Source organism: Ensifer sp. BR816, from assembly GCF_000378985.1.
Classification (GTDB): Bacteria; Pseudomonadota; Alphaproteobacteria; order Rhizobiales; family Rhizobiaceae; genus Sinorhizobium.
Window position 1 is genome coordinate 1,041,097 of record NZ_KB905370.1, and the last position, 12,980, is coordinate 1,054,076.

Annotated in this window: 13 protein-coding genes; 10 read left to right on the forward strand and 3 right to left on the reverse strand. The window is 62.9% G+C overall.

Annotation, left to right across the window (positions count from 1 at the left end; all coding sequences use genetic code 11):
• The first annotated feature begins 69 nt into the window (after nucleotides 1-69).
• The 7 genes from RHIBR816_RS35615 to RHIBR816_RS0105085 all read left to right on the forward strand — a co-directional run bounded on the left by RHIBR816_RS35615 (nucleotide 70) and on the right by RHIBR816_RS0105085 (nucleotide 6,514).
• Nucleotides 70-219 (forward strand): hypothetical protein, encoded by a 150-nt coding sequence (locus tag RHIBR816_RS35615; RefSeq protein WP_018235448.1) that lies wholly within the window; start codon nucleotides 70-72, stop codon nucleotides 217-219.
• A complete protein-coding gene (gene xerD, locus RHIBR816_RS0105060) occupies nucleotides 216-1,157 on the forward strand; it encodes a site-specific tyrosine recombinase XerD (RefSeq protein WP_018235449.1) in 942 nt (313 codons plus the stop codon). Before RHIBR816_RS35615 ends, xerD begins: the two co-directional genes overlap by 4 nt.
• A gap of 63 nt (nucleotides 1,158-1,220) precedes the next feature.
• Nucleotides 1,221-2,174, forward strand: coding sequence for an acetyl-CoA carboxylase carboxyltransferase subunit alpha (locus RHIBR816_RS0105065; RefSeq protein ID WP_018235450.1), 954 nt, complete (start codon nucleotides 1,221-1,223; stop codon nucleotides 2,172-2,174).
• Nucleotides 2,175-2,454: 280 nt separating this feature from the next.
• Entirely contained in the window at nucleotides 2,455-3,885 is a 1,431-nt protein-coding gene (locus RHIBR816_RS0105070; protein WP_018235451.1) for a murein L,D-transpeptidase family protein, read from the forward strand.
• On the forward strand, nucleotides 3,885-4,121 hold the full coding sequence (locus RHIBR816_RS0105075) for a sulfurtransferase TusA family protein (protein ID WP_018235452.1): 237 nt from the start codon (nucleotides 3,885-3,887) through the stop codon (nucleotides 4,119-4,121). The genes RHIBR816_RS0105070 and RHIBR816_RS0105075 overlap by 1 nt, the downstream gene beginning before the upstream one ends.
• A gap of 126 nt (nucleotides 4,122-4,247) precedes the next feature.
• A complete protein-coding gene (locus RHIBR816_RS0105080) occupies nucleotides 4,248-4,730 on the forward strand; it encodes an isoprenylcysteine carboxylmethyltransferase family protein (RefSeq protein WP_018235453.1) in 483 nt (160 codons plus the stop codon).
• Between the two features lie 203 nt (nucleotides 4,731-4,933).
• On the forward strand, nucleotides 4,934-6,514 hold the full coding sequence (locus RHIBR816_RS0105085; protein ID WP_018235454.1) for a M10 family metallopeptidase C-terminal domain-containing protein: 1,581 nt from the start codon (nucleotides 4,934-4,936) through the stop codon (nucleotides 6,512-6,514).
• A gap of 36 nt (nucleotides 6,515-6,550) precedes the next feature.
• Here the strand turns inward: RHIBR816_RS0105085 and RHIBR816_RS0105090 are convergent, their stop codons facing one another.
• Nucleotides 6,551-7,681, reverse strand: a complete 1,131-nt coding sequence (locus RHIBR816_RS0105090) for a GTP-binding protein (RefSeq protein ID WP_026186653.1) — start codon at nucleotides 7,679-7,681, stop codon at nucleotides 6,551-6,553.
• 67 nt (nucleotides 7,682-7,748) lie between these two features.
• Nucleotides 7,749-8,834 (reverse strand): D-alanyl-D-alanine carboxypeptidase family protein, encoded by a 1,086-nt coding sequence (locus RHIBR816_RS0105095; RefSeq protein ID WP_052522671.1) that lies wholly within the window; start codon nucleotides 8,832-8,834, stop codon nucleotides 7,749-7,751.
• 171 nt (nucleotides 8,835-9,005) lie between these two features.
• Between RHIBR816_RS0105095 and RHIBR816_RS0105100 the strand changes: the two genes are divergently transcribed.
• Complete coding sequence (locus RHIBR816_RS0105100) at nucleotides 9,006-10,169, forward strand: M20 aminoacylase family protein (RefSeq protein WP_018235457.1); 1,164 nt, start codon at nucleotides 9,006-9,008, stop codon at nucleotides 10,167-10,169.
• Between the two features lie 23 nt (nucleotides 10,170-10,192).
• Nucleotides 10,193-10,657, forward strand: a complete 465-nt coding sequence (locus RHIBR816_RS0105105) for an Lrp/AsnC ligand binding domain-containing protein (RefSeq protein WP_018235458.1) — start codon at nucleotides 10,193-10,195, stop codon at nucleotides 10,655-10,657.
• An 18-nt stretch (nucleotides 10,658-10,675) separates the two neighbouring features.
• On the opposite strand, the gene RHIBR816_RS0105110 is transcribed toward RHIBR816_RS0105105, so the two are convergent.
• Nucleotides 10,676-11,722: an NAD(P)-dependent alcohol dehydrogenase gene (locus RHIBR816_RS0105110; RefSeq protein ID WP_018235459.1), complete on the reverse strand. Its 1,047-nt coding sequence runs from the start codon at nucleotides 11,720-11,722 to the stop codon at nucleotides 10,676-10,678.
• 220 nt (nucleotides 11,723-11,942) lie between these two features.
• Here RHIBR816_RS0105110 and RHIBR816_RS0105115 point away from each other — a divergent pair, with 220 nt between their 5' ends.
• Nucleotides 11,943-12,884, forward strand: a complete 942-nt coding sequence (locus RHIBR816_RS0105115; protein WP_018235460.1) for an AraC family transcriptional regulator — start codon at nucleotides 11,943-11,945, stop codon at nucleotides 12,882-12,884.
• Nucleotides 12,885-12,980: the final 96 nt, after the last annotated feature.

Here is a 12,980-nt window from a genome sequence, read left to right on the forward strand (position 1 = left end):
GGTGCACTTGAACGCTGCATGGACCTTCTCGATCGTTTCCGGTCGGAGAGACATGCAGAGGAGACTAAAATGCCGACCCTCTTCCGGTTCCTGTTCTTCTGCGCGGTCGTGGCCGGCATGATCTATGGAACCATGGTGGCGCTCGTCACCTTCGTCGAGCCGGTGGAGCGGGACGTGACGGTGCGCATACCCTCCGAACGGGTCAACAAGCCGCAATGACCGATCTTTCGGAGGCCCACCTCGAAGCATTCCTGGAAATGATGAGCGCCGAGCGGGGTGCGGCGGTCAACACGCTGCAATCCTACGAGCGCGATCTCAGGGACGCGCTCTCCTTCCTGCGCTCCTGCGGCACGCGGCTCAATACCGCGACGGCCAACGATCTCAGACGCTATCTCTCGCACCTCGCCGGCGAGGGCTTCAAGTCTTCCTCCCAGGCACGCCGGCTGTCGGCGCTGAGGCAATACTACAAGTTTCTCTATGCCGAGGGACTGCGCGGCGACGACCCGACCGGCATCCTCGATGCGCCCAAGAAGGCACGCACCCTGCCGAAGACGCTGAGCGTCGACGACGTCACCCGGCTGATCGGCCAGGCCGAGACGGAGGCCGCGTCCGGCGGCGAAGACGTCTTCGCGAAGCTGCGCATGCATGCGCTCATCGAGCTTCTCTATGCGACCGGCATGCGCGTCAGCGAACTCGTGTCGCTGCCCGCAAGCGTGCTTGCGCAAAATGGCCGATTCCTGGTCATCCGCGGCAAGGGAAACAAGGAAAGGCTGGTGCCGCTGTCGCAGGCGGCGATCCGCGCCATGCGGACCTACGGCGATGCGCTGCGCACGAACGCGGCGGAAGCCGAAAGCCCCTGGCTGTTTCCCTCCTCCGGCAAGTCCGGCCACCTGCCCCGCCAGGTCTTTGCCCGCGACCTCAAGAGTCTCGCAGCGCGCGCCGGTATCCGGGTCGCCGTGATCTCACCGCACGTGCTGCGCCATGCCTTCGCCAGCCACCTCCTCGCCAATGGCGCCGACCTTCGCGCCGTGCAGGAACTGCTCGGTCATTCGGACATTTCGACGACACAAATCTATACGCATGTGCTGGAGGAACGGCTGCACGAACTGGTGCAAAACCATCACCCCCTTGCCAAACAGGCGAAAAAACAGGATTAGGACCGGCGGGCAGGTTGGCTTTGCCGGACGGTCCTTGTCGCAAAACGATCGGAAACGCATCTCATGCACAACTATCTCGACTTCGAAAAACCCATCTCTGATCTCGAGGGCAAGATCCTCGAACTGAAGAAGCTTGCCGGCGAAGACGAGAGCGTGAACACCTCCGACGAGATCGCCCGGCTCGAGGGCCGCGTCCGCGATGCGATGATGGAGATCTATTCCAAGCTGTCGCCCTGGCAGAAGACACAGGTCGCGCGCCACCCGTCCCGCCCGCATTTCCTCGATTATGCCGCGGAGCTCTTTACCGAATTCACGCCGCTCGCCGGCGACCGCAACTTCGCCAATGACGATGCGATCCAGGCCGGCCTCGCGCGGTTTCGCGGCTCGCCGATCGCCGTGATCGGCCAGGAGAAGGGCAACGACACCAAGTCGCGCATCAAGCACAACTTCGGCAGCCCGCGCCCGGAAGGCTACCGCAAGGCGGTTCGCGTCATGGAAATGGCCGACCGGTTCGGCCTGCCGCTCATCACGCTGGTCGACACCGCCGGCGCCTATCCCGGCGTCGGCGCCGAGGAGCGCGGCCAGGCAGAGGCGATCGCCCGCTCGACCGAAATGTGCCTCAACGTGAAGGTGCCGATCGTCACCGTGGTGATCGGCGAAGGCGGCTCTGGCGGCGCCATCGCGATCGCAACCGGCAACCGCGTCTATATGCTGGAGCACGCGATCTACAGCGTCATCTCGCCGGAAGGTGCGGCCTCGATCCTATGGCGCGACTCGACGCGCGCCAAGGAAGCAGCCAGCAATATGAAGATCACCGCCGAGGACCTGAAGTCGCTCGGTGTCATCGACGGCATCATTCCCGAACCGGTCGGTGGCGCCCACCGCGATCCGCAGGCCGTGATCGGCCGCACCGGCACGGCAATCGCCGACGCGCTGAAGGAACTTTCCGGGCGCAGTGGCGTCGAATTGCGGGCCGACCGGCGGCAAAAGTACCTGAATATCGGCCGCAATCTCTAAACGGACGAGGAAAGGCGGGCACGGCGCGCCCGCAGCCCACGTTAACCGTGACAGGATCGGGTCTGAACCATCGCGATTAAGTTGCCTCGCTCGGCAACCGGAAATCGGGACTATGGCCAAATCTTGGCCATATTCATCAGGTCATGAGAAACGGCCGTTCGCACGGGGCGCGTGCACGGTTAAGATTTCGTGAAGAATAATGACTTACTGATTCGTTGATCCCTCTCCGTCGCGGATGAGGCGTGCACGGATGGAATCTGGCTAAAACGGGCTTTTGCCAATGCGTTTCAGAAATCTTGTTGTCACCACCGCCATCGCAGCCCTGCTTGCCGGCTGCACCAACGAAACGCTCGATTCGGTCAACCTCTCTTCCGTCAAGAACAAGACGGAATACCAGCTTTCCGGCAAGATGGTCAGCAAGATGAGCGAGTTGGGGATGCAGAAGACATCCCCGATCCTGTTGCGCATCTTCAAGGAAGAGGGAACGCTCGAGGTCTGGAAGGCGAATGCGTCAAGCCGCTTCCAGCTTCTGAAGAGCTACAAGATCTGCGCCTGGTCCGGCAAGCTCGGCCCCAAGGTGAAGGAGGGCGACCGTCAGGCGCCGGAGGGGTTCTATCCGCTCTATCCGCACCAGATGAACCCCAACTCGAACTACTATCTGGCGATCAATACCGGCTTTCCCAACGCCTACGACAAGGCGAACGGCCGCTACGGCACGCACCTGATGATCCATGGCGCCTGCTCGTCGTCGGGCTGCTATTCGATGACCGACGAGCAGATCATCGAGATCTTCGCGCTCGCACGCGACGCCTTCAAGGGCGGGCAGGAATTCGTGCAGTTGCAGGCCTTCCCCTACCGGATGACGGCGGAGAACATGGCGCGCCATCGGGACAATCCGAACATCGAGTTCTGGAAGATGCTGAAGGTCGGCTACGACCAGTTCGAAGTGACCAAGCGCCCCCCGCAGGTCAATGTCTGCGAGAAGAAATACGTCTTCAACCAGCAGACCGACGGCAGCTTCAATCCGGCCGGCCAGTGCCCCGCCATGTCGACGCCGCCAGCCTTGCAGATGGCCATGACCAATTTCGCGAAAGACTATCAGCGCGACTATGACAAGGCGCTGAAGAAATACGACGGCATGGTCTGGTATGAACCGAGCGAAGCGGAGCGCAAGGCAATCGTTGCCGAACAGCGCAAGGGCCGCGAGCTTGCCTATGCACCGACTGGCACCTCGCTTGACGCCGGCAAGCTGATGAAGGTCAGCGACCTCGAAAAGCGGCTTGCCGATCAGAAAGCGGTCGAAGAGGCCAAGCAGGCAGCGCTGATCCAGAAGGAAGCGCTGGAGAAGGCAACGCGCGACGGCAAGAGTGTCCCCGTCCCGCAAGAGAACCCGATCGAGCGTCCGGTTCAGCAGGCGGCGCTGCAGGCGGCGCCAGCCAGGAAATCTTTCTGGAACCTGTTCTCGCCGGGCGAAGCCGAGGCGCCAGCGGCGCCAACCGCCAACGCCGCACCCGCCGAGCCGAGCGCGGCCCAACCGACAGCCCAGCAGCCCGCCGCCGCTCAGCCGCAGCCCGCCACGGATCAAAAGCAGGCGGCTGCGCCGACCGAGCCCAATCCTCAGGTGGCCACGGCCCCGGTAGCCGGCGGCGAGACGGCGCCGGCGGAACAACCGCCGAAGAAGCGCCCGTTCTGGAAGATCTGGGGCAATTGATGCCGGACGAAACGAGGATCGTCTATGATTTGAGGGGGCTGAAATGCCCCCTCCCCGTTTTGAAGACACGCAAACGGATGGAGACAATCGCGCCCGGCGCGCTCATCGAGATCGAGACCACCGATCCCATGGCCGTGATCGACATTCCGCATTTCTGCAACGAAGACGGGCACCGGCTTGAACAGGCGGCGTCGACCGCCGGCGGACATCGCTTTCTCATTCGCAAGAAGACGTAGCCGATCGGCATGCTGTCTCACATCCGCCGACGCTCTCTCTTGCCCGGCATCGGCTCCCTCGGCAAACCGGGGCTCCAAGGTAACAGGGATTCTTGCTATCATCCCGAGCCGAGAAGGGGCGACAGGATGAACGAGCCAAATGGCAGTTTCCGCGACAATTCCGGTGCTGTGGTACGGCCACCGGTCGCCTGGGCCCTTGCGGTCTTCGCTGGGGTCGTGCTCGACGCCGTCTTCCCTCTCCCGTTCCTGCCGGCGGCCGTGCCCGCCGGCTGGCTGGGCGCGCTTGTCTTCCTCACCGGCCTGGCGTTGTTGATCCTCGCGGCGGCGACCTTCCGCCGGGCAGGTACGCATATCCAGACTGTCCAGCCGACGACGGCGATCGTCGAAGCGGGCCCTTACCGCTACAGCCGCAATCCGATCTATATCGGCATGTTCCTCGGCCTGATCGGCCTCGCCCTCGCCTTCGACAGCCTGTGGCTCCTCTTCATGCTGGTGCCGTTCTACTTCGTCATCCGTTACGGCGTGGTCGCCCGCGAGGAAGCCTATCTCGAGCGCAAGTTCGGCGACGTCTATCGCGCTTACAAAACCCGCGTCCGCCGCTGGCTGTAGCGCCGTGATTGATGCATCCTGGCCGGCGAATCCTCTACCGAAACGAACACGCGTCATCGGCACGCCGATGAATTCTGCCGGCAAAATCGCCTGATCGCGCACCCGTTATCCACCTGGCGCGAAAGATTGGCGAGCGCCCGTTGCGGCGATTGGGAGCGGTCTGTATCTGCCCATTGAAGCAGTTTGGATGGGGGAATTCGTCGATGGCAACCACATACAAGCGCGTCGGCTCTGCGAAGAATGCGGTTACCGACGGTGTGATCGGCGGCTATGCCTGGACATCGAAAACCCTGACCTTCGGTTTTGCCGAGCAGGACATCGACAAAAACGGCATCGACGATTTCGCCGAGGGCGACTGGAAGGATTTCTATCGCGAGATGTTCAAGGACATCTCGGCCTGCATCAACGTGACCTTTCGCGAAACGGCGGTCGCAAATGCGACGCTGAAGCAAACGCTGCTCGACACCGGCGGCGGTGGGTTTTCCGGTGGGCCGGGACCGACGGAAGATACGGTGACGACCGCCGTCGGCATCGACCCGAAGAGCGTGAAGGCGGCGGCCGACATCATTCGCCTCGGCACATTCTCGGACGTCTGGCTGCATGAGATCGCCCACAGCCTCGGCCTCAAACATACGCATGACTCAATTGCTGGCCCAACCTTGCCCGGAGTCGTGGACGAAGATGACAAGGGCACAGGCCTCCTCAATTCCTCGATCTACTCAGTCATGGGGTATACCTATGCCTTCTGGGGAGAGGACAACCCGTTCACCACGGCCAAGGATTTCGGTGCGACGCTGAACGCCCAGCCGGGCTCGCTCGGCGCCATCGATATCGCTGCACTCCAGCACATGTATGGCGCCAGAGCGCACAACACCGGCAACGACCTCTATCGCTTCAGCGACGATGTCGATTTCAACCGCGGCTACACGACGCTTTGGGACACCGGCGGCAATGACACAATCGCCTACACCGGCACCAGCCGGGCAAAAATCGATCTGCGCGCGGCGACGCTGAAAGCCGAGATCGGGGGCGGCGGCTGGCTTTCCACCTCGGAGACGCTAACCGGCGGCTTCACCATCGCCAATGGCGTGGTGATCGAAAACGCCAAAGGCGGTCCCGCCGCCGACATCCTGATTGGCAACGCGGCTGGCAATATTCTCGATGGCGGACGCGGAGCCGATCAACTCCAGGGCCTCACCGGCAACGACACTTATATCGTCGACAATAGCGGTGACCGCGTCTCCGAGGCCGCATCGGCCGGAACGGATCTGGTGAAGAGCAGCGTCTCCTCCACACTCGGTGCCAATGTCGAGAACCTTCTCTTGACGGGAAGCCTCTCCATCAATGGAACCGGGAATGGTCTTGCCAATAAACTCACCGGCAATGCCGCCGCCAATGTGCTGAGCGGGGCTGCCGGCAACGACGCGCTGGACGGCGGAGCCGGCAGCGACCTGCTCTCCGGCAATGCGGGCAAGGATCAATTCGTCTTCAGCACGGCGCTCGGTGGAAGCAATGTCGATCATATCCGGGATTTTTCTGCCATCGACGATATGTTCGTGCTGTCGAGCAGGATCTTCACGGCCTTGACGCCCGGCACTCTGTCACTAGGTCTCTTCAAGGATGCCGCGGTTGCCAAGGTCGACGCCACCGATCGGCTTCTCTACAACAGTAAAACCGGCGGTCTCTTCTATGATGCCGATGGCTCGGGCGCGGGCAAGGCCGTGCAATTTGCGGTTCTCGACAACAAGGCGGCGATTACATCTGCCGACTTCTTCATCGTGTGACGATCGCAGCGCGGCCGCGTTCAGTCGGCCGCATGATCAGAACTTCACTCCGGGCACGGCCAGCGGATTGTCGGTGAGTGCCTGCGCATCCGGGCGATCGACGCGCGGCTTGCCGGTGAAGGCATCGAATAGATCGCGCACGAAGGCCTCTTCGAGGCCCTTGGTAATCAGCACCATCCGTGTCCGGCGGTCGGCCGGGTCCGGCCAGGCGGCAAGCCGTTCGGGCGCGTGAAAGACGGTCTGGACACCGTGCAGCACCACCGGCCGCTCGGGCCTGTCCGCGACGGCGACGATCGCCTTCATGCGCAACAGCTTCTCGCCGTGGGCGGAGCGCAGGAGATCGATGAACATCTCCAGCGCCATCGGCTCGATCGGCCGGTCGTGAACGATGCTGAACGAGCGGATGTCGGAGCCGTGGCGATTGACATCGTGGTGATGGTGGTGCCCATGATCATGGCCGTGACGATGGTCATGATCGTGATCGTCTCCGTCGAGCTCGTCCTGCAGCCAGCGGCCGACATCGGCGACCTTGGTCGATGGGTCGTAGAGGCCGCAGGCGAATAGTTCGGCGCGCCCTGCCTCCTGCCCGTCGCCGTCCATGATCGGTGCGCGCGGATTGAGGTCCTTCAGAATATCGCAAAGCGCTTCTAGCTGCTCCTTGCCCGCCAGCCCCATCTTGCTGATGACGAGCCGGTCGGCAACGGCGACCTGCTTCAGCGCCTCGACGTGGCTGGCGATCGTCTGCGCGCCATTGACCGCATCGACGACCGTCACCACGCCGTCGAGGCGAAAGTTCTGGGCGATGACCGGGTTGCCGAGCACCGATTGCAGCACCGGCGCCGGATCGGCAAGGCCGGTCGTCTCGATGACCACACGCTGCAGCGGCTTGATCCGCCCGGTCTGCATCCGGTCCATCAGGTCCGCGAGCGTATCGACCAGTTCACCGCGCACGGTGCAGCACAGGCAGCCGTCGGAAAGCTCGATCACCCCGTCGCTCGACGCCTCGACAAGAAGATGATCGATCGAGACATCGCCGAACTCGTTGATGATGACGGCCGTGTCGGCGAGCGCCGGATCCTTCAGCAGGCGGTTCAGAAGGGTCGTCTTGCCCGCACCGAGGAAGCCGGTGAGGATCGACACCGGCACGACCGGCAATGGACCGTTCATGGAAAGGACTCCGTCATAGACCTTGGCGGCATCCGGGGCGGAAACCGCGCTTGCATTCCCGTCGCGCTCAGAAGCTGGGGCGCGGCACCGGAACCGGGACGTTGGCGAGTTCGGCGACATCGCCCTGCCCGGCGACATCGCTGCCTGCCTTGGCGGTCTTGTCGCCGCTGCCCGGAATAAGTCCGGCGAAGGCCAGCTTCAGCGGACGATCGATCTCGTGGATATAGGGCGACAACAGCTTCTGCCGGCCGGCCTCGTCGCGGCCTTCGCTGCGGACCTTCGCCGCTTGCTTGGAGCAGATCTCCTTGCTGACGTCCGCAACCACTTCCCGGCCCTCGCCGTAAGGGGCGATGGCGGTCAGCGACGGTTTTCCGGCCGAAGGCGTCGTCAGTGCCATCTGGAGCAGCCGGGCCGACTCGTCGGCGCGGGCGCCGAGGCTATCCTCGCCGAGCACCACCGATATGACGCTGCGTCCAGAACGGGTCGCCGACGATACCTGGTTGAAGCCCGACGCGCAGATGAAGCCGGTCTTCATGCCGTCGGCGCCTTCGAAGCGGCCGATCAGCATGTTGTAGTTTGCATAATCCTTCTTGCCGGTGGTGAAGCCTTCCAGCGAGAAATACGAGGCGTATTGCGGATACTCGCGCTTCAGCGTGATCGCCAGAATGGCAAGGTCGCGCGCCGTCGTGTACTGGCCCTGGCCGGGCAAGCCGTTGGCATTGGTGAAACGCGACGACGTCATGCCGATCCGCCGCGCTTCCGCGTTCATCCGATCGATGAACGCCTGTTCCGATCCGCCGACCGTTTCGGCGATCGCCACGGCAACGTCATTGGCCGACTTGACGAGCATCATCTTCAACGCGCTGTCGAGCGTCATCGCCTGGCCGGGCTTGTAGAACATCTTGCTCGGCGGCTCGGAGGCTGCGTTCTTCGTCATGACGACCGGACTCTCCAGCGTCAGCTGTCCTGCCTTGATCGCCTGAAACGTCGTATAAGCCGTCATCAGCTTGGTCAGCGACGCCGGATACCATTTCTGGAAGATGTCCTGATGCTCGTAGACTTTGAGGGTGGCGACATCGACGACGAGCCGCGGATTGGCCGACGCCGGAACCGCCGCCGCCAATGCCGCACAAACACCGGCAAGAACGCCCATCGCGCCTGCCCTGTTGCGCATCAGAAGTCGAACTGTCACCACTACCTTAACCTCGAATTTCCGGAGTTGCCTCGTATAGTCCGGCTATTTAGCCTATATGGCAAGGAGATGGCAAAGCCATTCCACCTGACCGCCTGCCCCGTCCACCGAACAGACCCACAGGGAAGCATCATGCCGATATTGAACCGCGCCGCCGAACTCCAGAACGAAGTGACCGAATGGCGGCGCCACCTGCACATGAACCCGGAGCTCCTGTTCGCGGTGGAAAATACGGCAGCCTTCGTCGAAAAGAAACTGAAGGAATTCGGCGTTGACGAGATCGTGACCGGTCTCGGCCGGACCGGCGTCGTCGGTATCATCCGTGGCAGTCTCGGCCCGGGCCGCACCATCGGCCTCAGAGCCGACATGGACGCCCTGCCAATCACCGAGACCAGCGGCAAGACCTGGTCGTCGAACACGCCCGGCAAGATGCATGCCTGCGGCCACGACGGCCACACGGCGATGCTGCTCGGTGCGGCGAAATACCTCGCCGAGACGCGCAACTTCGCCGGCAACATCGCCGTCATCTTCCAGCCGGCGGAGGAAGGCGGCGGTGGCGGCAACGAGATGGTCAAGGACGGCATGATGGAGCGGTTCGCGATTGAAGAGGTCTACGGTATGCACAACATGCCAGGCATGCCCGTCGGCCATTTCGGCAGCCGCGTCGGCCCGATCATGGCCTCCACGGACGAGTTCACCATCACCATCAAGGGTCGTGGCGGCCATGCGGCTCAGCCGCACAAGACCATCGACCCGATCGCCATAGGCGCGCAGATCGTCAACGCACTGCAGACGATCGCTTCGCGCACCGTCGATCCGCTTGCCTCGATCGTCGTCTCCGTCACCAAGTTCAATGCCGGTTTCGCCCACAATGTCATTCCGGAACAGGCGGTTCTGGCCGGCACGGTTCGTGCACTCACACCCGAGGTGCGCGACACCGGCGAGGCGCGGATCCGCCAGATCGCCGAGAGCATTGCCAGCGCCTACGGTGCGACCGTCGATGTCTGGTACGGCCGCAACTATCCCGTCACCGTCAATCATTCCGCGGAGACCGGCCACGCCCTTGCCGTCGCCGCGACGATCGCCGGCGACGGCAATGTCAACGCCGCGCTCGACCCGATGATGGGCGGCGAGGACTTTTCCTACATGCTGCTTGCCCGGCCCGGCGCCTTCGTCTTCATCGGCAATGGCGATTCCGCCGGGCTTCATCATCCCGCCTACGACTTCAACGACGACGTGATCCCGCACGGGATTTCCTATTGGGTGAAGCTCGCCGAAGCGCGGCTCGCCGCCTGAGAGACGCGAGCGGGGGCACGCAAATGCATCAGATCGACAAGACCGACCGCAGAATCCTCAACATCCTGCAGGCGGACGGGCGGATCACCAATCTCGAATTGGCGGACCGCATCGGCCTTTCGCCGACCGCCACGAGCGAGCGGCTGCGGCGGCTCCTGAAAGAGGGCTACGTGTCCGGCTTCGGGGCGCGTCTCGATCCGCACAAGCTCGGCTTCGGGCTGCTGGTTTTCATCGAGGTGATGCTCGACAAGACGACGCCGGAAGTGTTCGATCAGTTCGCCGCCGCCGTCAAGCAGGCGCCGGCGGTGCTCGAATGTCATATGGTCGCCGGCGGCTTCGACTACCTCGTCAAGACCCGTTTCGAGGACATGACCGCCTATCGCAATTTCCTCGGCCAAGTGCTTTGGACGCTCCCGGGCGTCAAGGAGACCCGCACCTATGCGGTGATGGAGGAAATCAAGAACGACGGGCCGCTGCCGCTCGTTTGACGGCAGCGGCCTATCACGTCACGCCTTGATCGAAGCCATGTCGATCACGAAGCGATAGCGCACGTCGCTCTTGAGCACCCTTTCATAGGCGGCGTTGACCTCCTCCATCCGGATCGTTTCGATCTCCGAGACGATGCCGTGCTCGCCGCAGAAATCGAGCATCTCCTGCGTCTCCTTGATCGAGCCGATCATCGAGCCGGAAATGCTCCGCCGCGCCGGCACCAGCGAGAAGGCATGGACCGGCACCGGCTTCTCGGGAATGCCCACGACCACGAAATCACCATCGACCTTCAAGAGGTTGAGATAGGCATTCCAGTCGATCTCCGTTCCTACGGTGCAGATGATCAGATCGAAGCTTCCGGCCAGTTTCTCGAAGGTCTGCGGATCGTTCGTTGCATAATAGTGGTCGGCTCCGAGTTTCAGCCCGTCCTCCTTCTTCGAAAGGCTCTGGCTGAGGACGGTGACCTCCGCACCCATCGCATGGGCGAGCTTAACGCCCATGTGACCGAGACCGCCCATGCCGACGATCGCCACCTTCTTTCCAGGCCCCGCTTTCCAGTGGCGGAGCGGCGAATAGAGCGTGATGCCAGCGCAGAGCAGCGGCGCGGCCGCATCGAGCGGCAGGTTCTCCGGGATCGAGAGAACGTAGCCTTCCTTGACGACGATGTGATCGGAATAGCCGCCCTGGGTGGGGGTCTTTCCATCGGCCTCGACGCCGTTATAGGTCACGACCAGGCCGGGCATATAGTGTTCGAGATCGGGATCGCGCGTGGCGCAGGTCGTGCAGGAATCGACGAAGCAGCCGACGCCGACCCGGTCGCCGCGCTTGAACTTGCTAACCTTGGAGCCGACCGCCCGAACGATGCCGACGATTTCGTGGCCCGGCACCATGGGAAAGGTCGAGTTGCCCCATTCATTGCGGGCCTGGTGGATGTCGGAGTGGCAGACGCCGCAATATTGAATGTCGATGACGACGTCGTCGTCGCGCGGTTCGCGACGTTCGAAGGTGAAAGGGGCGAGCGGCTTCGATGCGTCCGTTGCCGCATATCCTCTTGCGATGGCCATGGGGTCTTTCCTTCATGTCTGGGAATAGCGCGCCGCGCGGAGGCATGGACCTCGGGCGGCAAGGCGGACTATGCTGTCCCCGGGCGCCACTGCGTTAGTGCGATCCTGCAAAGTTTTTGCACAATCCTGCAAGAATGAAAGAACGGCCGTTGCGCCGCAACTTCCTCCGCCTATCTGTGCCCCATCTCGCAAGCCCCAAGCACCGGAAAGAATACCGAAGATGTCAGAACTGCAACGGACGCCGCGCCAGGAGATGATCGAGATCATTGCCAGGATCGCCGAGGTGGACGGCGACCACCCGACGATCGTTCCGGGCCTCAGCATTCACCGGCATTCGAGCTCCGCCAAGCCGAATTGTGCCGCCTACAAGCCGAGCCTCGCAATCATCGTCCAGGGAGCCAAACGCGTCCTGCTCGGCGGGGAGTTGTTCGTCTATGGGGCATCGGACTATCTGCTGACGTCCATCGACCTTCCGGTCCTGTCGCAGATTTCATTGGCTTCCAGCGACGAACCCTATCTCAGCATGAATTTCCAGATCGATACGGCAAAGATTCCAGCCCTTATCGACAGGGTCGGCGACCAGACGGCAAGGTCACCCGCGTCTCCGCGCGGCATGACGGTCAACAAGCTGACTGCGGACCTGGAAGACGCGGCGCTGCGCCTGCTGCGGCTCCTCGATCGCCCCGCCGAGATGCCCGTCCTGTTGCCGCTCATCGAACAGGAAATCCTCTATCGGCTGCTGATGGGGCCACATGGTGCCAGGCTGCGGCAGATGACGACCGCTGAAAGCCAGCCGCACCAGATCGGCCGCGCCGTCGCCTGGCTGAAGGAACACTATTCCCGTCCGCTACGCATCGACGACCTGGCAAACCGGGTCAGCATGAGCGTCTCCTCGCTCCACCATCATTTCAAGGCGATCACGGCGATGAGCCCGCTGCAATATCAGAAGCAGCTCCGCCTGCAGGAAGCCCGCCGGCTGATGCTGGAGGAGCGCCTCGACGCGGGCGACGCCGGCCACCAGGTCGGCTACGACAGCCAGTCGCAGTTCAGCCGCGAATATGCGCGCCACTTCGGCGAACCGCCGATGCGCGACATCGGCCGGGTTCGCCGCAGCCTCGTCGACCGTTTGGCCGGCGAGCCGGAGTTGCTGAGCGAGGCTTAGGCGGGAAAAGGCAGCACGAACGCGCCTCCTTAACAGGGACAAGGCCCCTCCCCAACCCCTCCCCACAGGTGGGAGGGGCTTTGGCGCCCGCTGCGA

What these genes read in the sequence shown, in the direction of transcription:
- RHIBR816_RS0105065 (WP_018235450.1), top strand. Translation starts at nt 1,221, where the DNA reads ATGCACAACTATCTCGACTTCGAAAAACCCATCTCTGATCTCGAGGGC.
- RHIBR816_RS0105105 (WP_018235458.1), top strand. Translation starts at nt 10,193, where the DNA reads ATGCATCAGATCGACAAGACCGACCGCAGAATCCTCAACATCCTGCAG.
- xerD (WP_018235449.1), top strand. Translation starts at nt 216, where the DNA reads ATGACCGATCTTTCGGAGGCCCACCTCGAAGCATTCCTGGAAATGATG.
- RHIBR816_RS0105075 (WP_018235452.1), top strand. Translation starts at nt 3,885, where the DNA reads ATGCCGGACGAAACGAGGATCGTCTATGATTTGAGGGGGCTGAAATGC.
- RHIBR816_RS0105095 (WP_052522671.1), bottom strand. Translation starts at nt 8,834, where the DNA reads ATGGGCGTTCTTGCCGGTGTTTGTGCGGCATTGGCGGCGGCGGTTCCG.
- RHIBR816_RS0105080 (WP_018235453.1), top strand. Translation starts at nt 4,248, where the DNA reads ATGAACGAGCCAAATGGCAGTTTCCGCGACAATTCCGGTGCTGTGGTA.
- RHIBR816_RS0105110 (WP_018235459.1), bottom strand. Translation starts at nt 11,722, where the DNA reads ATGGCCATCGCAAGAGGATATGCGGCAACGGACGCATCGAAGCCGCTC.
- RHIBR816_RS0105115 (WP_018235460.1), top strand. Translation starts at nt 11,943, where the DNA reads ATGTCAGAACTGCAACGGACGCCGCGCCAGGAGATGATCGAGATCATT.
- RHIBR816_RS0105085 (WP_018235454.1), top strand. Translation starts at nt 4,934, where the DNA reads ATGGCAACCACATACAAGCGCGTCGGCTCTGCGAAGAATGCGGTTACC.
- RHIBR816_RS0105070 (WP_018235451.1), top strand. Translation starts at nt 2,455, where the DNA reads ATGCGTTTCAGAAATCTTGTTGTCACCACCGCCATCGCAGCCCTGCTT.
- RHIBR816_RS0105100 (WP_018235457.1), top strand. Translation starts at nt 9,006, where the DNA reads ATGCCGATATTGAACCGCGCCGCCGAACTCCAGAACGAAGTGACCGAA.
- RHIBR816_RS0105090 (WP_026186653.1), bottom strand. Translation starts at nt 7,681, where the DNA reads ATGAACGGTCCATTGCCGGTCGTGCCGGTGTCGATCCTCACCGGCTTC.
- RHIBR816_RS35615 (WP_018235448.1), top strand. Translation starts at nt 70, where the DNA reads ATGCCGACCCTCTTCCGGTTCCTGTTCTTCTGCGCGGTCGTGGCCGGC.